At 44.1% G+C, this 19,508-nt stretch carries 19 protein-coding genes; 12 read left to right on the plus strand and 7 right to left on the minus strand.

Annotated elements, in window-relative coordinates; genetic code table 11:
- Positions 1 to 7 precede the first annotated feature (7 nt).
- Both AB4623_RS02360 and AB4623_RS02365 read right to left on the minus strand, forming a co-directional pair.
- Positions 8 to 451 (minus strand): YaiI/YqxD family protein, encoded by a 444-nt coding sequence (locus AB4623_RS02360; RefSeq protein ID WP_372145660.1) that lies wholly within the window; start codon positions 449 to 451, stop codon positions 8 to 10.
- Between the two features lie 54 nt (positions 452 to 505).
- Positions 506 to 793 carry a hypothetical protein gene (locus tag AB4623_RS02365; protein WP_017069390.1) on the minus strand — a complete coding sequence of 96 codons (288 nt, stop codon included), beginning with the start codon at positions 791 to 793 and terminating at the stop codon, positions 506 to 508.
- A 768-nt stretch (positions 794 to 1,561) separates the two neighbouring features.
- On the opposite strand from AB4623_RS02365, the gene AB4623_RS02370 reads away from it, so the two are divergent.
- Entirely contained in the window at positions 1,562 to 2,080 is a 519-nt protein-coding gene (locus AB4623_RS02370; protein ID WP_017060749.1) for a GNAT family N-acetyltransferase, read from the plus strand.
- Here AB4623_RS02370 and AB4623_RS02375 read toward each other — a convergent pair.
- Positions 2,046 to 2,354 carry a DUF3301 domain-containing protein gene (locus AB4623_RS02375; RefSeq protein WP_016786808.1) on the minus strand — a complete coding sequence of 103 codons (309 nt, stop codon included), beginning with the start codon at positions 2,352 to 2,354 and terminating at the stop codon, positions 2,046 to 2,048. The genes AB4623_RS02370 and AB4623_RS02375 overlap by 35 nt on opposite strands.
- 84 nt (positions 2,355 to 2,438) lie before the next feature.
- Positions 2,439 to 3,482: a DUF3549 family protein gene (locus AB4623_RS02380; RefSeq protein WP_372145662.1), complete on the minus strand. Its 1,044-nt coding sequence runs from the start codon at positions 3,480 to 3,482 to the stop codon at positions 2,439 to 2,441.
- Between the two features lie 87 nt (positions 3,483 to 3,569).
- Here AB4623_RS02380 and AB4623_RS02385 point away from each other — a divergent pair, with 87 nt between their 5' ends.
- Complete coding sequence (locus tag AB4623_RS02385; RefSeq protein ID WP_016784998.1) at positions 3,570 to 3,884, plus strand: YqcC family protein; 315 nt, start codon at positions 3,570 to 3,572, stop codon at positions 3,882 to 3,884.
- Positions 3,884 to 4,633, plus strand: a complete 750-nt coding sequence (gene truC, locus AB4623_RS02390; protein ID WP_372145664.1) for a tRNA pseudouridine(65) synthase TruC — start codon at positions 3,884 to 3,886, stop codon at positions 4,631 to 4,633. Before AB4623_RS02385 ends, truC begins: the two co-directional genes overlap by 1 nt.
- A gap of 125 nt (positions 4,634 to 4,758) precedes the next feature.
- Here truC and AB4623_RS02395 read toward each other — a convergent pair whose 3' ends face one another.
- From AB4623_RS02395 to map, 3 genes are all read right to left on the minus strand, one after another.
- Positions 4,759 to 5,142 (minus strand): DUF3461 family protein, encoded by a 384-nt coding sequence (locus tag AB4623_RS02395; protein WP_004734354.1) that lies wholly within the window; start codon positions 5,140 to 5,142, stop codon positions 4,759 to 4,761.
- Between the two features lie 218 nt (positions 5,143 to 5,360).
- On the minus strand, positions 5,361 to 7,982 hold the full coding sequence (glnD, locus tag AB4623_RS02400) for a bifunctional uridylyltransferase/uridylyl-removing protein GlnD (RefSeq protein WP_372145666.1): 2,622 nt from the start codon (positions 7,980 to 7,982) through the stop codon (positions 5,361 to 5,363).
- Positions 7,983 to 8,119: 137 nt separating this feature from the next.
- Positions 8,120 to 8,998, minus strand: a complete 879-nt coding sequence (gene map / locus AB4623_RS02405; RefSeq protein WP_010436481.1) for a type I methionyl aminopeptidase — start codon at positions 8,996 to 8,998, stop codon at positions 8,120 to 8,122.
- A 457-nt stretch (positions 8,999 to 9,455) separates the two neighbouring features.
- Here map and rpsB point away from each other — a divergent pair, with 457 nt between their 5' ends.
- From rpsB to bamA, 9 genes are all read left to right on the plus strand, one after another.
- Positions 9,456 to 10,187, plus strand: coding sequence for a 30S ribosomal protein S2 (rpsB, locus tag AB4623_RS02410; RefSeq protein WP_009847420.1), 732 nt, complete (start codon positions 9,456 to 9,458; stop codon positions 10,185 to 10,187).
- Positions 10,188 to 10,325: 138 nt separating this feature from the next.
- A complete protein-coding gene (gene tsf, locus AB4623_RS02415; protein ID WP_010436487.1) occupies positions 10,326 to 11,171 on the plus strand; it encodes a translation elongation factor Ts in 846 nt (281 codons plus the stop codon).
- 161 nt (positions 11,172 to 11,332) lie between these two features.
- A complete protein-coding gene (gene pyrH / locus AB4623_RS02420) occupies positions 11,333 to 12,064 on the plus strand; it encodes a UMP kinase (protein ID WP_017060742.1) in 732 nt (243 codons plus the stop codon).
- 98 nt (positions 12,065 to 12,162) lie between these two features.
- On the plus strand, positions 12,163 to 12,720 hold the full coding sequence (gene frr / locus AB4623_RS02425) for a ribosome recycling factor (RefSeq protein WP_017060741.1): 558 nt from the start codon (positions 12,163 to 12,165) through the stop codon (positions 12,718 to 12,720).
- Between the two features lie 98 nt (positions 12,721 to 12,818).
- Positions 12,819 to 13,571, plus strand: a complete 753-nt coding sequence (locus tag AB4623_RS02430; protein WP_017066400.1) for an isoprenyl transferase — start codon at positions 12,819 to 12,821, stop codon at positions 13,569 to 13,571.
- A gap of 15 nt (positions 13,572 to 13,586) precedes the next feature.
- Positions 13,587 to 14,429, plus strand: a complete 843-nt coding sequence (locus tag AB4623_RS02435) for a phosphatidate cytidylyltransferase (protein WP_017066401.1) — start codon at positions 13,587 to 13,589, stop codon at positions 14,427 to 14,429.
- 51 nt (positions 14,430 to 14,480) lie between these two features.
- Positions 14,481 to 15,689 carry a 1-deoxy-D-xylulose-5-phosphate reductoisomerase gene (gene ispC, locus AB4623_RS02440; protein WP_017060737.1) on the plus strand — a complete coding sequence of 403 codons (1,209 nt, stop codon included), beginning with the start codon at positions 14,481 to 14,483 and terminating at the stop codon, positions 15,687 to 15,689.
- Complete coding sequence (rseP, locus tag AB4623_RS02445) at positions 15,686 to 17,044, plus strand: sigma E protease regulator RseP (protein WP_372145669.1); 1,359 nt, start codon at positions 15,686 to 15,688, stop codon at positions 17,042 to 17,044. Before ispC ends, rseP begins: the two co-directional genes overlap by 4 nt.
- A 48-nt stretch (positions 17,045 to 17,092) precedes the next feature.
- Entirely contained in the window at positions 17,093 to 19,498 is a 2,406-nt protein-coding gene (bamA, locus tag AB4623_RS02450) for an outer membrane protein assembly factor BamA (protein WP_372145671.1), read from the plus strand.
- Positions 19,499 to 19,508 lie beyond the last annotated feature (10 nt).

Consider the following 19,508-nt stretch of genomic DNA (forward strand, 5'->3'; position numbering starts at 1 on the left):
GAGCCAGCTAGCGTTTGGCTAGAATTCTATCTAAGTGGTTGGCAAACTCACGACGGTCGGTTTGAGAAAGGGTGCTTGGTCCGCCAGTTTGAATGCCACTTGAACGCATGGTATCCATAAAGTCACGAATGTTGAGACGCGCTTTGATGGTTTCTTTTGTGTAAAGCTCGCCACGAGAGCTTAAAGCAAGCGCGCCTTTGGTGATCACTTCATCGGCGAGAGGGATATCGGAGGTAATCACTAAATCACCGGGTGCAGTGCGTTTTACGATTTCATCATCTGCAATATCAAACCCGCTTGGTACTTGAATTGAGTGAATGTTGTTGCGTTTAGGAACGGGTACCAAGTGGTTTGCCACGAAGGTACATTCCACACCTGTTCGCTCAGCTGCGCGTACGATTGTTTCTCGGATAACCTTAGGACAAGCGTCCGCATCAACCCATATCTTCATAGTGTTCTATTTCTCTATTAGCTTATTTATCAGTTAACTTATTGCTCAGTTGCCTTATTGATCAGTTAGTTTAGCTTCAAGCATGGCAACGCGAGCGGTGAGTTCAAGGATTTGCTTTTCCAGTTGGCTAACACGATCAAGTGCTGGCTCTTCTTGTGTCGCGACTTCAACTTTAGGAACACGATTTGCGCTTTTCCAGCTCTTGATGGTCGTGATTAAAGCGGGCATCGGAACGGATGTGCTCATACGAGCCTTAACTAAAGCAACTGTCGGCTCTTTCCCTTGCGCTTGCAGTCCTTCAAGCACTGATTTCAACTCTTCAGAAACATCTTTTGTCAGCATGTTGATCTCCATTTTTAGTCTTTAGTCATTTTACTCGCTCTGGTGAATGATAGCGAATCATAAAACCGCCCATGGCTTGTGAGAGATCTCTTACAAAGGTTGTGAGATAACACGAATACATCGCTAGAGATATTGATGTGCACATGGTTAAGGTGTTGAATTTTAATTGTTTTATATAATTAACAACTTTCTTGAATTCAAAATGTGATGCAAATCTATTGTCCGAAATCCTAAATCGCGTAAATTAAACCTTGTCGGAAGGATTCTGACACGGAACAGGAAAGCACCAAGGATTTGGTTATCTTCAGGATGAAGATTTGGTTACTTAGGATTGAGTGATCAAGCATGGAGCGTAAGGACATTGTAGGGATACAGTCAGTTAACAGGAAGTTAGCTGCAACGGAATGACAATGGACACCTTTAGGATTAAAGGGTTGGATTAGCATCAGGACGATGTAAAGGACACCGCTCACGGAACAAGTGATGTGCGCTAACTAGGATTGTTAGCTTTCAGGATGATTGGACACCGCTAGGACGGCGAAGTAAAGGAAAGAGCTGAAGGATTACAGCCACTATTATGGATGATGCATGGAGCATTAATTAGTAGCCGGACTGCTGCGAGTAAGACCCTAGCCCTGACACTTCGGTGTCGGGGCTTTTCTTTTCCTAAGGCTTTTTCTCTATCTAGGGGCTCTCTTTAATTCAGGAGCTTTTATCTAAGCACGCGACATCTGCTTTTCTGCTAATGGTCAACACAAGGAGTGTTTTATGACGATAGCAACCTCAAGAACGCTGTTGGTACCTTATACCGAGCAGTTAGAACATGACTTTATCAAGTTGAATTGCTGCCCCATCAATCGTGCTGAAATGAACGGGCCGCATTCTATTGCCTCTGCAAAACACCTATTTCAAGAAATACTGAACGACAACGTTGGTTTTTGCCGAGCCATTATCCACAACCAAACCCGCGAATACCTCGGGCATTTGTTTGTTTCGTCTGAAGAAGGGAAGCATGAACTGGGATTTATTCTGGACAAGGAGTTTTGGAATCAAGGCCTTGCTAGTGAAGTGCTAAAACCTTTCTTTAGTTTGGTTTGTTTTGAAGAACACCTAACGAATGTTGTCGCGACCGTTAATGTTGGTCATAACCCATCAATTAAGTTACTTGAAAAGTTAGGCTTTGCATTTAAAGAGACCAAACAAGATCAGTTTGGCCCTTATCATGAATATAGTTATACCGCGTATTGCGACGTTACATTCTATGAGGCTGTAGCTCAAACCGCATAGAGCGGAAACCTACCATGGTTAGTTTTCCTTGGTACAGGTCGTCACCTAACGCCGAAAACTCAAAATGGTACACAGTATGCCAGCGCCAAATGGTGGTGAGCTCATGGCGCATCTTCAGTTTATGACCACTAAAGGCGACACTTAATAATTGCAAATCGAGTTCTTTACACTTTCTCGCAATGGCTGTTTTTGCTAACTCAGATTGCCTGCGTTGCTGCCAAAACAGAAAGCAAAAGAAGCACAGAAACAAAATAGCCAATAAGTTATCTATCATTTAATCCATACTTCCTTTTATCTCTTTCTTCCAATTGTGACTTTAGTGTTAGGAGCTATTGAGTAGATCTACTCTTTAGTTAGTCTACTGTTGAGCTTTAGTTGCTTGTTGCAATTCAACCAATGCATTAGCAAGCTCTGGTGATGGATTCGAGTTCAACAATGGTAAAAATACCATTCTTAGTGTCGGAATCATCACTAAATCTGCAAATAGCTGATTGAATAGGTTTTGATTACCTGTTTGTGCGAGACGCAGCAAAAATTGCTCAGCAATAGTTGGATCTTGTAGGGCACTCCAACTTCGACCAGCTAAACCAATTAATACTTCTTGATGACTTAAACGTGGGCTAGCCAAAACTTGGTTAATTACGGCGTTGGTTGTGCTTTGCTCTGCGCCAGAAAGGGCACGTACCAGTGCTGACAGTAAGAACAGATCTGGCTCTTGACTGTTAATCTCATTCTCTGCCATTTCTTGTAAGCGTTGAGCGAGCTTGTCATTGATTTGCGTATGCTCAAGCGCCCCGAGAGTCGCGTATAGAGGTTCTGAAGGCAGCTTATTCAATGCTTTGCGAATCGCGACACCATTTTGTTGGCTGCCTAAACGAGCACACATATCAGTGATGCCTTGTAGGCCAACGGTTTTCCAGTTGTCCCAGCCTAGATCGCCTGTGAAGTAGTGTTGAGCGTGTTCGTAGTATTGGCTCGTTGCAAGGTCTAAACCTGATCTTACTTGGCTATGGAATACGGCCATCTTGTCTTCAGAAGGCTTGAAGGTATATGGGTTGTTAGACAGCTTTTGTTGTTGCTCTTCGGTGATCTCGCCGTTCAAACGAGTGCCCATTGCTTCAATAACAAACTTTAGGAAGTTACCCACATCTCCTTGATGCAATAGGCCTCTTTCATCCAGTTTAAATTTTAGGAACCAAATCCAAGGTTGCTTGTGTTCGTTCCAGTAGCTAATCGCTAAGTGAGCTTGTTTCTGCAGTGGAAATGGGTACGGCTGTTTCCCCTGCTCAACATCAGAGAATAGGTTGTTGTCGATCTTTTGGATACGACGACCTAGATCGTAGATATCATATTGGCAACCGCTATTCTTTAGCAACTGAGTGAGCGTGTGAATGGTTTCCATAGTAATAAAGCTCCTAACTTTCTTTCCTAAATAGATGGTACTCTATGCCCCAATTTCAAGGTCACTAGATAAATAACTTGGTGAAAAATGACAGCTGCCACAAAGTTACCTCTTTTACTTCAACAATTAGAACAACAAATGCGCCAATGTTCTCTGTGGAGCACGTTTCCACCCTCGGATGAGGCGCTTGCGAGCATTGAACCTTTCGCGGTTGATTCGCTACAACCGGAAGAGTGGTTGCAGTGGATCTTTATCGTTAAGATCAACGCAATGATGGATGCCCAAATAAGTCTACCGAAAGGCTTTGCGATTCATCCTTATTTTAGTGAAGTGTGGAAAAATAAGGCAGACAAAGCTGAACTGCTAGTGACGATTCTGAGCATTGATGAGGTATGCGCGTAATGTTAGAGATCATTTATCAAGATGAGTATTTTGTCGCGGTGAATAAGCCTGCAGGTATGCTAGTGCATCGTTCATGGTTGGATAAACACGAAACGCAATTTGTTATGCAGACATTGCGCGATCAAATTGGTCAGCATGTATTTCCATTACACCGCTTAGACAGACCGACATCGGGTGTGTTGGTGTTTGCGTTGTCGAGTGAGGTTGCTTCACAGGTGATGCCAATGTTCGCTAATCATGAGATGCAAAAAACCTATCATGCGATTGTCCGTGGTTGGATAGAAGAGGGCGATACGCTCGATTATGCACTTAAGGTTGAGCTGGATAAGATCGCAGATAAGTTCGCGAAAGAAGACAAAGAAGCGCAAGAGGCAGTGACAGTCTATGAACCGCTAGCAAAAGTAGAAGTGCCATATTCAACAGGACGCTTTCCTACGAGCCGCTACTGCTTGGTTGAGATGATGCCAAAGACAGGTCGCAAACATCAGCTGCGTCGTCACATGGCTCATCTAAGACATCCAATCGTTGGCGATACTTCACATGGTGATGGTAAGCACAACCGACTGTTCCGCGATGATTTAGATTCGCACCGTTTGTTGTTGCACGCTTCTGAGTTGCGTTTCATTCATCCTTTTACAAAGAAAGAATTAGTAATGAAGGCCAGCCTAGATGAAACGTGGCTAAGGTTGTTTGAAACCTTTGAGTGGGATACCAGCTTGGTGAATGCTGAAGTACGGTCGTCTAAGTAAAGACCAGGCGTCTAGTAAACATAGAAAATAGAATAAAAATAAAGGGCTGATAGTGATATCAGCCCTTTTTGTGTCTATGCAATCTTAGCGGTAAAACTAATGTTAGTTAGTCGCTCATCGCGGGATCATTTCAGTTTTTCTAGATCGGCTTCGATCTCTGCGATCTTACTTGATACAACCTTCTCTAAGTGGCGTAAGTCGGTAAGGATCTTCTGCTTCACATCGACCTCAGCGGTTGGCGTAGGTTTGGTGATCTTGTTGAGCTCATCAATCACAAGAGTGAGGTTGCGGTTAATCTCAGTCACTTCTTTGTATTGATTATTGCCACCGCTAACAAGCACACTTTTTACTTGTCGTGGGTACTTAAACTTAACGCTTTTCGCGAACAGTTCACCTTTCTGCTTACGAAAGTAAATCTTCAGGATATCTTTATGAGCTTCTTGGCGAAGGGAGTAACGTTCAATCTGTTTAGGTTCGTGGATACCTAAGCCAGTGAGGTTTGGATACATAAGCGACCTCTAGGTTATGAATGTAATACTTTTATGTAATTGACTTGATCAATGTAGCAGCCTAACGACGAGCTAGATAGTTGATATCTGTGAATTGATTGTAAGTTGTGGGCAAGATCGCTCTCTATCTTTGCCCACACTTATTTGGCTATTAAAGCTATTCCTAGAGCTAAACTTGTTTCCTAGTAATAACTTACTTCTAGCACTAAATTAGCTTTCTAAGGTGCGAGTTCCGAAACATGCTCGGTTAATCTTTCTCTTAACGCTTGTTCCTGTTCCTCTGAAAGCCTTCCTCCTGCGTCACTGGTCAGAATAAATAAATCTTCCGCTCGTTCGCCGATAGTCGTGATTTTTGCGCCATGTAAATTGATGTCTAACTCAGCAAAGGTCGCACCTACTTCAGCCAATAACCCCGGCGTATCAAGAGCTCTTAACTCCATCAAGGTACGTTTCTTGCTCTTGGTTGGTAGGAACTCAACTAAGGTTTTGACCTTAAAGTGTTGCAAGTTACGTGGCGTGCGACGCGTCTTAATCTTAGTTGGGCGACCATCAGCGAGGACATGAACCAAATGTTTGGCAACGGCTTTGTGTCTTGCCTCATCAATAGCTTTGCCATGTTGGTCTAGAACGATAAAGGTGTCTAAAACATGGCCATCTTTGCTGACCATAACTTGTGCGTCGTGGACGTTAAAGTTACGTCGATCGAGTTCAGCAACGACGGTCGCAAACAGTGCAGCCTGGTCTTTGCAGTAGACAAACACTTCAGTACCACCACGAGTGGCTTTTTTGCTTATCAATACCAAGGGTTGGCTTGGATCTTTCAAGCGAAGTAAGTGCTCACAATGCCAAGCGATTTGCTTGTGGGTATGACGCAAGAAGTAGTCGGCCTTGAAACGTTGCCAAAGCACTTCGATTTCGCGAGCGGTGAAGCCTTCTTTACGTAACAGGGCGGAGGCCATTTGTTGGTTGTGGCGAATACGGTCTCTGACATCAACCGGATTTTCTAAACCACGGCGCAGTGCTCTTTGTGTTGAATGGAATAATTCCGCTAGTAGGGTACGTTTCCAACTGTTCCAGAGCTCAGGGTTAGTGGCGCAGATATCGGCGACGGTTAGACAAACCAAAAGCTCAAGTGATTCTTCATCACGTACTTTTTTGGCAAATTCGGCGATAACATCGGGATCGTGGATATCACGGCGTTGTGCAGTGACAGACATCAACAGGTGGTTTTGTACCAACCACGACACTTGCTTAGCCTCGGGTTTAGATAGCCCATGTTCAATACAGAAAGAGTAAGCTTCTACAGCCCCAATTTCTGAGTGGTCTCCACCGCGGCCTTTACCTATGTCATGGAAGATAGCCGCCAGAATCAGTAGTTCTTTCTTCTGAACTCGTGGGTACACTTCACAACAAATAGGGTGCTTGTCGTGGTTTTCTATCTGGCTGAAACGGTTAATGTGCTTGAGCAGACGAATACTGTGCTCATCAACGGTGTAAGCATGGAATAGGTCAAATTGCATCTGACCAACAATTTGGCTCCACTGTGGTAAGTATGCCGATAAGACGCCTAGCTTGTGCATCAAGCTAAAGGCTTTGTGCAGAGCATTTGGGTGGCGAACCAATGCCATGAACTTGTCACGAGCTTCAGGGATGGTATGTAAGAATCGGTTCAGTCGACGGCGCGCTGTGCGCAGTTGTCGCAGTGTTGGTGGGCTTACTCCTTCGATGGAAGAGTCATTGGCAATATGGATAAACATATCGAGAATCGTTTCTGGCCGTGCTTGGAACAGTGCAGGCTTACGCGCCTCTATCAGTGAACCTCGACGCTGGAAATCGCCATCAAGAATTTCAGCTTCTTGGGTCTCACCGCCATTGATGATCGCTTGATCGAACAGTTTAAGTAGCATCTTATTGAGCTCTGCTACACGACGAAGTGTTCGGTAGAACTCTTTCATCATCATCTCGACGCCACGGTTTCCTTCACCAGTATAACCTAGATGCTCAGCGACTTGAGCTTGATGTGCGAACGTTAAACGGTTGTCGTAACGGCGCAGTTCAATATGCAATGCAAAGCGAACACGCCATAAAAAATCTTGGCACTCAACGAGCTCGCGATATTCAGCATCGGTAAGAAAGCCGTATTTACTCATTTCTAGTAACGATGTCGCACCAAAATGTCGACGAGCTACCCAACTCAGTGTGTGAATATCTCTTAAGCCGCCTGGAGTTGATTTGATATCTGGCTCTAGATTGTAAGTGGTGTCGTGGTAGCGAGCATGACGCTCTCTTTGTTCTTGAATTTTAGCTTTGTAAAAAGTCTCACTAGGCCAAAATGAATCGGAATGAATCTTTAGTTTCAGCTCTTGGAAGGTGTCTTCGCTGCCACAAAGTAAGCGTGACTCTTGTAGGTTAGTCGCGACGGTTAAATCATCGGTGCCGATATCAAGACACTCAGCAATAGTTCGCACAGCATGGCCAACTTCGAGCTTTAAATCCCAAAGTAGAGTAATGAATTGACTGACCTTTTCACCAAGAGCTGGTGGAAGCGTTTTTTGCGAGACAATGAGAATATCAATGTCCGATAACGGGTGAAGTTCACCTCGACCATATCCACCCACTGCGACAAGGGAAATATGTGGCAGTTTATTAAAGCCTAAATGTTCCCATAATCGACTGAGAAGCAAATCCATGTATTTGGATCGCAATAGTACTAAATCAGTAACTGGATGATGATTTAGAAATTCATTTTTTTGATACTGCGTGAAGATTTCGAGCTGATTTTTTAATTCGCAGATTTCAATTTGTTCATCATTGAACGTAAGAGGACATTGATAAGGCATAGTTTGCTATCCGTGCAAGCAAATGAGAATAGTAAACAATTTACCAGAAGCTGGTGGAAAATCGAAATTGAGCGGAAAAAAATATCCTCGACAATGCGAGGATATTTTTAAAAGGCCGATGCGTTCAGTTTAATGAACTAAGCGTTCTTCATGATACGTGGAATAGTATCATCGCTGCGCAGGGTTAGTACTTCACAACCTGTATCAGTCACAACCAATGTGTGTTCCCACTGTGCCGAGTTCTTGCTGTCAGCGGTGTACACTGTCCAGCTATCTTCGTCATCGAGACGACAGCCGAATTTACCAGCGTTGATCATTGGTTCGATAGTGAAACACATGCCAGCTTTTAGCACAGTGCGGTCGTTGTTTTTGTAGTGAACCACTTGTGGATCTTCGTGGAACTCAGAACCGATGCCGTGGCCACAGTAATCTTTAACAATAGAGAACTTAGCACGTGGGTTGTTCTTGTTGTTTGTCTTGATGTACTTCTCGATAGCAGTACCGATTTGGCCAAGCTGAACACCAGGCTTAACTTGACGCATACCTTCGTAAAGTGCTTCTTGAGCAACCATACATAGACGCTTGTTTGCCGGTGAAACCTCACCAACAAGGAACATCTTAGATGTGTCACCGTGGTAACCTTGTGGACGAACGCTTAGGTCTGCATTTTCATCATCAGGAACAATCACAGTGATATCAACGTTTAGAATATCGCCATCTTTCAATACTGCAGGTTTGAATTGACCTGTGCTACCTGTCTCATCTTGTGATGCTGGAATGCCGTGACACACGATGTGGTTGATAGACGTACAGATTGACTTAGGGAAACCGTGGTAATCAAGTGGTGCTGAGTATGCGCCTCTTTCTAGAGCGTACTCGTGACAGATTTTGTTCAGTTCTTCTGTCGTTGTACCTACTTGGATGTGAGGTTCAATCATCTCTAGAATTTCAGCAGCCAGTTTGCCGGCAACGCGCATTTTTTCGATTTCTTCAGCAGTTTTAATTTTTACAGCCATTGCATATCTCTTAATTTGGTAGCACCTAAGTGTGCATATTGGGGCTATTCTATCAGTGCAGCATTTTAGCGCAACATTACCATGTCCGTACAATGTTGGTGGATACTGCTCAATCTGAGTGGATAATGTTCGGTTTAATGGTGCAGCGTGATTTGAATAGGACACTATTTTACAGAGGAAATTCGCCGCCACGGTTCAGTATAGCAGTCGCCATTTTTAGAATTTTTTCTAGCCATAGATAGACAAAATATGGTATAAAGCGCGCCGGACATCAGGACTGTTTTCTCCACTTGGCGAAACAAGCTTTGTGTCCACTAACTTATTTCTTTAAATCACACACATTCCGACACATGTTCCGGGGTGCCTCAACAACATAGATAACGGCTGAAAAGTGGTTAGTTGTTAGGGGTCGGATTCATGGGGGATGTGGAGGCCTAACCCCATAGAGGATTTTAAAATGGCAACTGTATCAATGCGCGATATGCTTAAAGCTGGTGTTCACTTCGGTCACCAAACTCGTTACTGGAACCCAAAAATGAAGCCATTCATCTTTGGTGCTCGTAACAAAGTACATATCATCAACCTAGAAAAAACTGTACCAATGTTCAACGACGCTCTAGCTGAAATTGCTAAAGTTGGCGAGAAGAAAGGTAAAGTTCTTTTTGTTGGTACTAAGCGCGCTGCATCTGAAGCTGTTAAAGAAGCTGCTATCAACAGCAACCAGTTCTACGTTAACAACCGCTGGTTAGGCGGTATGCTAACGAACTACAAAACTGTTCGTCAGTCTATCAAGCGTCTGAAAGAACTTGAAGCGCAAGCTCAAGACGGTACTTTCGACAAGCTTACTAAGAAAGAAGCTCTAATGCGTACTCGTGAAATGGAGAAGCTAGAGAAATCTCTTGGTGGTATTAAGAACATGGGCGGCCTACCAGACGCTCTATTCGTAATCGATGCTGATCACGAACACATCGCAGTTAAAGAAGCAAACAACCTAGGTATCCCAGTTTACGCTGTAGTTGATACTAACTCTAACCCAGACGGCGTTGACTTCGTTATCCCAGGTAACGATGATGCAATCCGTGCAGTACAGCTTTACCTAAACGCTGCTGCAGACGCGGTTAAAGAAGGTCGTAACAAAGATGTTGCTGCTGTAGCTGCTGAAAAAGACGGTTTTGTAGAAGCTGAATAATAGCGGCTCTGAGCCATATTTAGTTCATATTAAGCGGTCATAATCGGTGGCTTAACGGACTGAATACAGTCAATATCAGGGGCCAATTAATTAGGCCCCTGTTTTTTATCTTTTTTAGAATTTACTGAGGAATAGAGAATGGCAACTGTAACTGCAGCTCTAGTTAAAGAACTTCGTGAACGCACAGCTGCGGGCATGATGGAATGTAAAAAAGCACTTGTTGCTGCTGAAGGCGACATCGAGCTAGCAATTGAAAACATGCGTAAATCTGGCGCAGCGAAAGCAGCTAAAAAAGCTGGTAACGTTGCTGCTGAAGGCGCAATCATCATCAAAGAAGCAAACGGCGCAGCTGCTCTTCTTGAAGTTAACTGCCAAACTGATTTCGTAGCTAAAGATGCAGGTTTCCTTGCATTCGCTAACGAAGTTGCTGAAGTTGCTCTAGCAGAACGTCTAGAAATCGCTGCTCTTCAAGCTAAATTTGAAGAAGCGCGTATTGCACTAGTAACTAAGATCGGTGAAAACATCAACATCCGTCGCGTACAATTCGTTGAAGGTGTTGCACTAGCTTCTTACCGTCACGGCGAGAAAATCGGTGTTGTTGTTGCTGGTGAAGGCGAAGCTGAAACGCTTAAGCACGTTGCAATGCACGTTGCTGCATCACGTCCTGAGTTCCTAAACCCAGAAGACGTACCTGCAGACGTAGTTGAGAAAGAAAAAGCAGTTCAAGTTGAAATCGCTATGAACGAAGGCAAACCAGCTGAAATCGCAGAGAAAATGGTTGTTGGCCGTATGAAGAAATTCACGGGCGAAATCTCTCTAACTGGTCAAGCTTTCATCATGGAGCCTAAGCAAACTGTTGGCGCTATCCTGAAAGAGAAAGGCGCTTCAGTATCTGACTTCGTACGTCTAGAAGTTGGTGAAGGCATCGAGAAAGCGGCTGAAATGAGCTTCGCTGACGAAGTTGCAGCGGTACAAAAAGGTTAATCCTTAGCGTATTGTTTGAAAAAAGACCGTGGCAAATGCTGCGGTCTTTTTATGAATAGTGAACTATTTTTGAAGGCAACGTTAGTGGTTATGAATGCAAACTGACTTACTCAGTTTTTATCCATGACTGTTAATCATCAACTCTTTGGAAGGTAAACTCCATGACTACGAACCCTAAACCAGTGTATCAACGTATTCTGTTAAAACTTAGCGGTGAAGCGCTACAAGGCGAAGAAGGTTTTGGTATTGACCCAACGATCCTTGATCGTATGGCTCAAGAAGTAAAAGAATTGGTTGAACTAGGCGTTCAAGTTGGTGTTGTTATCGGTGGCGGTAACTTGTTCCGTGGTGCTGGTCTTGCTGAAGCTGGCATGAACCGCGTTGTTGGTGACCACATGGGTATGCTTGCAACGGTAATGAACGGCCTTGCAATGCGTGACGCTCTTCACCGTGCTTACGTAAACGCACGTGTAATGTCTGCAATCCCTCTTAAAGGTGTGTGTGACGACTACAACTGGGCAGATGCAATCAGCCAACTACGTCAAGGTCGCGTTGTGATCTTCTCTGCTGGTACGGGTAACCCATTCTTCACTACGGATTCTGCTGCATGTCTACGTGGTATCGAAATCGAAGCTGACGTAGTTCTAAAAGCGACAAAAGTAGATGGTGTATTTACTTCTGACCCTGTAGCAAACCCAGACGCAGAGTTGTATGATACGTTGTCTTACAACACGGTTCTTGATAAAGAACTTAAAGTAATGGACTTGGCTGCATTTACGCTAGCACGTGATCACAAAATGCCAATCCGTGTATTTAACATGAATAAACCAGGCGCACTACGTCGCGTGGTTATGGGTGAAACTGAAGGTACATTAATCAGCGACGCTGACTAATTTTTCGGGCTTACTGAGGTGTTGTACCTTGGCAAGCTTATCCTTATCACTCCAAATAAAAAGCTTTCTTGAAGAAAGAACATAATCAAGGTGAAATTGTGATTAACGAAATCAAAAAAGACGCTCAAGAGCGCATGGTAAAAAGTGTTGATGCACTAAAAAACAGCCTGCAAAAGATTCGTACAGGCCGTGCGCACCCGAGCCTACTTTCTGGTCTTACTGTTGAGTACTACGGTGCTCCAACGCCTTTGACTCAAGTAGCTAACGTTATCGCTGAAGATGCACGTACACTAGCTATTACAGTGTTTGATAAAACGCTGACTCCTCTAGTTGAAAAAGCAATCCTGACATCTGACCTAGGCCTAAACCCTATGTCTGCGGGTACAGTTATCCGTGTTCCACTTCCACCGCTAACGGAAGAGCGTCGTAAAGACCTAGTTAAAATCGTTCGTGGCGAAGCTGAAGGTGGCCGTGTTGCTATCCGTAACATCCGTCGTGACGCGAATGGCGATCTAAAAGCACTTCTTAAAGATAAAGAAATCTCTGAAGATGAAGATCGTAAAGCACAAGACGAAATTCAAAAGCTAACTGACGCTGCGGTTAAGAACGTAGACGAAGTTCTAGCTGTTAAAGAAAAAGAGTTGATGGAAGTTTAATTTTCCATATTCTTTTCTTTCCGGAAAAACGCTGTACTCACGGTGCAGCGTTTTTTTATGCTACTCTGTTCGACTATTAGAATTTGATTCACTCTTTTATGCATAATTCTCAAGCGTTCACAGACTCTCTTCCTAAACACATTGCTATCATTATGGATGGTAATGGTCGCTGGGCAAAAGCTCAGGGCAAGCCTCGCGTCTTTGGCCATAAAAACGGTGTTCAAGCCGTTCGTAAAACTATCTCTTCTGCAGCCAGACTTGGCATTAAAGCCGTTACTCTTTTTGCATTTAGTAGCGAAAACTGGCGTCGTCCTGAAGAAGAAGTCGGTATCTTGATGGAACTGTTTATTTCAGTGCTGTCGAGTGAAGTTAAAAAGCTTCATAAAAATAATCTACAACTTCGTGTTATTGGTGATAAAAGTCGTTTCAATGATCGACTACAAAAGAAGATAGAAGAAGCGGAAGCTTTGACTAGCACCAATACGGGTATGGTTATTAATATTGCAGCTAACTACGGCGGTAAGTGGGATATTCAGCAAGCAATGACCTCTATTGCTCAACAGGTAAAGTCTGGTGATATTAATGTAGATGACATTGATGAAGCTATGATTACACAGCACCTGACAATGGCAGATATTCCTGAAGTCGATCTACTTATCCGTACCAGTGGCGAATGCCGCATTAGTAATTTTATGCTTTGGCAGTTGGCTTACGCCGAAATGTATTTCACTGAACAATTCTGGCCAGACTTTAATGAAGACAGCTTAGTAGAAGCTGTGACTTGGTTTGTTAACCGTGAGCGTCGTTTTGGATGCACCGGTGAGCAAGTTAAAGCTCTGATGGACAGTTAATAAGGATTTTTTGGTTTGAAACAACGAATTATTACGGCGTTGATTTTAGCTCCCCTAGTTATTCTAGGTATTTTCGAGTTATCACTTCCTACATTTATTCTTTCACTAGCGGTAATCTCGCTATTGGGTTTTTGGGAGTGGACTCAGTTTGTTGAAAGCAAATCACGTTATGTAGCGTTGATTCCAACGGTTGTGGTAAGTGCTGCAAGTTTTGCTTTTATCCCTTTTGATGCATTTAGCCTTAATAACTTGTCTACTGCTCACTACGCCATTCTAACGATTGGCTCGATTTGGTGGGTAATCGCGAGTGGCATGGCGGTGACTTATCCTAAGTCTATGCCTGCATGGAAAGCCTCTTCTCTTCTTCGTCACGCCTTTGGTGTGCTGACTCTGCTGCCATTCTTCTGGAGTGTGGTTATCCTGCGTGCTAACGGTATCGATACTGATCCTTACCACGGTGCTAAACTGGTGATGTTTGTTTGCTTGCTTGTTTGGGCTGCAGATAGCGGCGCATACTTTTCAGGAAAGAGTTTTGGTAAGCGTAAAATGGCACCAGCGGTAAGCCCTAATAAGACGATTGAAGGTCTTATCGGTGGCATTATTACTGCGGTGATCGTGGCTTGGATCTTTGCTGACTTGTTTGACATCCAATTCACAAGCCCACTTCACATGATTGTTATTACCCTTGTGACCGTTGTTATTTCTGTTCTAGGTGACCTTGTTGAAAGCATGTTTAAGCGTGTTTCTGGGGTGAAAGACAGCAGTAATCTGATTCCTGGTCATGGTGGTATACTAGATAGAATAGATAGCTTAACGGCTGCATTCCCTGTCTTTGCTCTGCTTTATTTAGCATTCTAATAAAAAAGGGCAGTGATTCTGCCCTTTATTACATTTCTACGGTCATATGTGATGCGAAATCTAACTATCCTTGGCGCTACCGGCTCAATTGGTGCAAGTACACTAAAAGTCGTTGAGCAAAACCCAGATCTCTATTCAGTGGTTGCACTGGCTGCAGGCTCGAATGTTGAAAAGATGCTGGCGTTAGTTGAAAAGTGGCAACCAAGCTATGTTGCTATGGCTTGCTCTGATGCAGCGTCTCAACTGACTGAAGTGTTGTCCGTGAGTTACCCTAACGTAAAAGTACTTTCAGGCACTGAAGGCATGTGTCAGGTTGCTTCTCTAGAGGAAGTGGACACGGTAATGGCCGCGATTGTTGGTGCCGCTGGTTTACTTCCTACTATGTCTGCGGTTAAAGCGGGCAAGCGTATCTTGCTTGCAAACAAAGAAGCTTTGGTGATGTCTGGGCAGTTGTTTATCGACGCCGTGGAAAAATACGGTGCAGAGCTGCTTCCTGTCGATAGCGAGCATAATGCTATTTTCCAATGCCTTCCGCAGAACGTACAAACTAACCTAGGCCGCTGTAACCTTGAAGAAAACGGCATTAACCATATTCTTCTGACTGGTTCTGGTGGTCCTTTCCGTTATACCGATGTGGCTGAACTCGAATCAGTGACTCCTGAACGCGCAATTGCACACCCTAACTGGTCTATGGGGCCTAAGATCTCTGTCGATTCTGCGACTATGATGAATAAAGGGCTAGAGTACATTGAAGCGAAATGGCTATTTAATGCTTCTCAGGAGCAGTTAAAGGTCATCATTCACCCGCAGTCTGTGATTCACTCGATGGTTCAGTACAAGGATGGCTCTGTGCTTGCTCAAATGGGCGAACCAGATATGGCAACGCCAATCGCTTTGACGATGTCTTACCCTAATCGTACCGAGGCGGGTGTTAAGCCTTTAGACTTTACTAAAGTGGGTGAGCTTACCTTCTTAGAACCAGATTTCAGTCGTTACCCGTGTTTGAGGTTAGCGATTGAAGCGTGCTACTTAGGTCAGCATGCGACAACAGCCATTAATGCAGCAAACGAGATCGCGGTCGATGCTTTCTTGAACAATCAGGTGAAGTTTACCGATATTGCTGTCATTAACGAACACGTTATGAGCAAAGTATGTGAACAACATAACTCTGAGGGTTTAGATAGCTTGGAAAGCCTTCTCGAGCTCGATAATATGTCTCGTCAAATAGCCATTCAATTTATTAAAGAGCAGCTAGCATGAGTGGAATTCTGTGGAACTTCGCATCTTTTATCGTAGCGCTTGGCATTCTGGTTGCTGTTCATGAGTTTGGACACTTCTGGGTCGCTCGTCGTTGTGGTGTGAAAGTTGAAAAATTCTCGATTGGTTTTGGTAAATCAATCTTGAGTAAAGTGGGCCGTGATGGTACTGAATACAGCTTGTCAGTGATTCCACTGGGCGGCTACGTTAAGATGCTCGATGGTCGTGTTGACGATCTTTCTGAAGATCAACAGCAATACGCTTTCGACAAGAAGCCGCTTTGGAAACGAACGGCGATTGTGGGTGCAGGCCCTGCATTCAACTTTATCTTTGCGGTGTTCGCGTATTGGTTAGTATTTTTGATTGGCGTACCCGCGGTTAAGCCCGTGATTGGTGAAGTCACTCCACAATCTATTGCTGCACAAGCCGGAATTGAAACTGGAATGGAACTTAAATCTATTTCAGGAATCAAAACCGCAGATTGGGAATCAGTCAATATGGGGTTGATATCGCACATTGGTGATCAATCCATGACAGTGACGGTTGCTTCTCAAGACGACATCGGCTTTGAGCAACAAATGACATTGGATATTTCAGACTGGTCGTTCAACCCAGAAACTGAATCTGCAATGACAACGCTGGGCTTTAGACCGTATTCTCCAGAGATATCGACCGTACTGGCTCAAATCATTGATGATGGCGCTGCATACGATGCAGGTCTTGAAGCTGGCGATAAAATTGTTGAGATTAACGGGCAACCTATTGAACAGTGGCAGTCGGTTGTTGAGTTAATTCGTGCTAATCCAATGACATCATTGGACTTGGTCGTATTGCGAAATGGTGCCGAGCAGTCATTGGTTATGACACCAAAAAGTCGAGAGCTTTCTGATGGTTCGACAATCGGCTATGCAGGTATTGCTCCGGAAGTCGCAGAATGGCCAGAAGATTATCGCTTTGAGTTACAATTTGGTGTAATTGAGTCTGTAGGAAAAGCATTTGATAAAACAGGTCAAATCATTGGATTGACACTGACAATGCTTAAGAAGCTCATCGTTGGTGATGTTGGCTTAAACAACTTGAGTGGCCCTATTTCAATCGCTAAAGGTGCAGGTACAACCGCCGATTATGGTCTGGTTTACTTCTTGGGCTTTTTGGCTCTGATTAGTGTTAACTTAGGGATTATTAATTTGGTTCCGCTGCCTATGCTTGATGGCGGACATTTGCTGTTTTTCGCTATTGAGGCCGTTACTCGTAAACCGGTACCTGAGAAAGTTCAGGAAATGGGATACAGAGTGGGAGGGGCAATCCTCTTCTCATTGATGGCTCTGGCAATATTTAACGATTTTACTCGTCTGTGAATGGTTTCTCACAGGCATTGGTAGTAGCAAGGAATAATTAGAATAAGTATGGCGATTAAGCAAATTCTGTTCGCAAGTCTATTGGCCACTAGTGTGGCTGCGAACGGAGCACAAAACTTTGTAGTTCAAGATATCAAGATCGAAGGTTTACAGCGTGTTGCACTTGGTGCAGCTCTACTGAAAATGCCAGTACGTATTGGCGATGAAGTGGATGAAAGCGATGTGTCTGAGATCATTCGTGCATTGTATGCTTCGGGCAACTTTGAGGACGTTAAAGTACTTCGTGATGAAGGTGTATTGATTGTTCAAGTTCAAGAACGACCGACCATCGCAAGCATCTCATTCTCTGGTAATAAAGCGATTAAAGAAGAACAGCTTCAGCAGAACCTAGATGCGTCTGGTGTTCGTGAAGGTGAAGCCCTTGACCGTACTACGCTGAGTAACATTGAAAAAGGCCTTGAAGATTTTTACTACAGTGTTGGTAAGTACAACGCGACAGTAAAAGCGGTTGTGACACCTCTGCCACGTAACCGTTCTGACCTTAAGTTTGTGTTTACTGAGGGCGTATCCGCTAAGATTCAGCAAATCAACTTTATCGGTAATGAAGTCTTCTCTGACTCTGAACTGCTTAGTCGTTTCAATCTGAATGTTGATGTTGCATGGTGGAATTTCCTTGCGGATGAAAAATACCAAAAGCAAGTATTAGCCGGTGATATCGAAGCGCTGAAATCTTACTACCTTGACCGTGGTTACCTTAAGTTTAAGGTTGACTCTACGCAGGTGGCGATCTCTCCAGACAAAAAAGGTGTTTACATCACGCTTGGCCTCGATGAAGGCGAAGCCTACACCGTTAAAGATGTCTCTTTCCGTGGTGAATTAATCGGTCGTGAGGCTGACTTCGAAGCGTTAGTGCCATTCGAAGACGGCGATACGTACAACGGTTCTTCGGTAACGTCTTTGGAAGAGAACGTAAAACGAATTCTTGGTGAATCTGGCTACGCGTACCCACAAGTTCGCACGATTCCTGAATTTGACGATGAGACCAAAGAAGTGTCGTTGGTTATCAATGTAGAAGCGGGCAGCCGTATCTATGTTCGTGATATTCGATTCACGGGTAACAACTCAACGAAAGACGAAGTACTGCGTCGTGAAATGCGTCAAATGGAAGGCAGCTGGCTTAACTCTAAGTCCATTGATACCGGTAAGAGCCGTCTTAACCGTTTAGGTTTCTTTGAAACGGTTGATGTACAAACAGTGCGTGTTCCTGGCAGTGAAGACCAAGTTGATTTGGTTTACAACGTTAAGGAAGCGAACTCAGGCAGTATCAACTTTGGTGTCGGCTACGGTACTGAATCTGGTGTGAGTTTCCAAGTTGGCCTGCAACAAGACAACTTTGCGGGCTCTGGTAACCGTGTTGGCGTAAGTGCCATGATGAACGATTACCAAAAAAACGTGAGCTTAGACTACCGTGACCCATACTGGAACCTGGATGGTGTGAGCTTAGGCGGTAAGATCTTCTACAACGAATTTGAAGCCTCTGAAGCGGGCATCGTCGACTATACCAACCAAAGTTATGGTACGAGCTTAACCTGGGGTTTCCCTATGGATGAGCTGAACCGCATTGAGTTCGGTGTTGGCTATACGCACAACAAGATCGGTAACGTACCGACTTATATCCAGGTTGAACAGTTTGCGAGAAGTATCGACCAATACGGTGATGAGCACATCTTAACTGATGACTTCGATATCAATATCTCTTGGACGCGTAACAACTTGAACCGTGGTTTCTTCCCAACTGAGGGTAACCACCAACGTGCTTTCGCTAAAATGACAGTACCAGGCTCTGATGCTAAGTACTTCAAAGCACAGTACGATGTAAAACATTACATCCCGCTGACCAAAAAGCATGAGTTCACACTATTGATGCGTGGCCGATTAGGCTATGGTAATGGTTATGGTCAAACGGATGGTAACGATAACTTGTTCCCGTTCTATGAGAACTACTATGCGGGTGGCTTTACAACCCTACGTGGTTTTGGTTCTAACTCAGCAGGTCCGAAAGCCGTTTACGGAAGCAGTACAGGAAATAACCCTACATACAGCTCTGCAACCGATGATTCAGTTGGTGGTAACGCGGTTGCTTTGGCCAGTTTAGAGTTAATTGTCCCAACGCCGTTTGCTTCTGATGAAGCGCGCAGCCAGATTCGAACCAGTGTCTTCTTCGACATGGCAAGTGTATGGGATACAGAGTTCGTAGACCGTGGCGCACCTAACAGTGGCAGTCAGTACTACTACGATTACTCTGATCCAACAAATTACCGTTCATCTTATGGTGCTGCCCTGCAATGGATGTCACCGATGGGCCCACTGGTTTTCTCTTTAGCGAAACCAGTTAAAATTTACGAAGGTGATGATGAGGAATTCTTCACATTTACCATTGGTAGAACTTTCTAATATTTAAAGG

This window comes from Vibrio sp. 10N.222.52.C12 (assembly GCF_041474215.1).
Taxonomy (GTDB): Bacteria; Pseudomonadota; Gammaproteobacteria; order Enterobacterales; family Vibrionaceae; genus Vibrio; species Vibrio crassostreae_C.

Coding starts and splice junctions, on each gene's coding strand:
- AB4623_RS02360 (WP_372145660.1), bottom strand. CDS start 451: ATGAAGATATGGGTTGATGCGGACGCTTGTCCTAAGGTTATCCGAGAA.
- AB4623_RS02365 (WP_017069390.1), bottom strand. CDS start 793: ATGCTGACAAAAGATGTTTCTGAAGAGTTGAAATCAGTGCTTGAAGGA.
- AB4623_RS02370 (WP_017060749.1), top strand. CDS start 1,562: ATGACGATAGCAACCTCAAGAACGCTGTTGGTACCTTATACCGAGCAG.
- AB4623_RS02375 (WP_016786808.1), bottom strand. CDS start 2,354: ATGATAGATAACTTATTGGCTATTTTGTTTCTGTGCTTCTTTTGCTTT.
- AB4623_RS02380 (WP_372145662.1), bottom strand. CDS start 3,482: ATGGAAACCATTCACACGCTCACTCAGTTGCTAAAGAATAGCGGTTGC.
- AB4623_RS02385 (WP_016784998.1), top strand. CDS start 3,570: ATGACAGCTGCCACAAAGTTACCTCTTTTACTTCAACAATTAGAACAA.
- truC (WP_372145664.1), top strand. CDS start 3,884: ATGTTAGAGATCATTTATCAAGATGAGTATTTTGTCGCGGTGAATAAG.
- AB4623_RS02395 (WP_004734354.1), bottom strand. CDS start 5,142: ATGTATCCAAACCTCACTGGCTTAGGTATCCACGAACCTAAACAGATT.
- glnD (WP_372145666.1), bottom strand. CDS start 7,982: ATGCCTTATCAATGTCCTCTTACGTTCAATGATGAACAAATTGAAATC.
- map (WP_010436481.1), bottom strand. CDS start 8,998: ATGGCTGTAAAAATTAAAACTGCTGAAGAAATCGAAAAAATGCGCGTT.
- rpsB (WP_009847420.1), top strand. CDS start 9,456: ATGGCAACTGTATCAATGCGCGATATGCTTAAAGCTGGTGTTCACTTC.
- tsf (WP_010436487.1), top strand. CDS start 10,326: ATGGCAACTGTAACTGCAGCTCTAGTTAAAGAACTTCGTGAACGCACA.
- pyrH (WP_017060742.1), top strand. CDS start 11,333: ATGACTACGAACCCTAAACCAGTGTATCAACGTATTCTGTTAAAACTT.
- AB4623_RS02430 (WP_017066400.1), top strand. CDS start 12,819: ATGCATAATTCTCAAGCGTTCACAGACTCTCTTCCTAAACACATTGCT.
- ispC (WP_017060737.1), top strand. CDS start 14,481: ATGCGAAATCTAACTATCCTTGGCGCTACCGGCTCAATTGGTGCAAGT.
- rseP (WP_372145669.1), top strand. CDS start 15,686: ATGAGTGGAATTCTGTGGAACTTCGCATCTTTTATCGTAGCGCTTGGC.
- bamA (WP_372145671.1), top strand. CDS start 17,093: ATGGCGATTAAGCAAATTCTGTTCGCAAGTCTATTGGCCACTAGTGTG.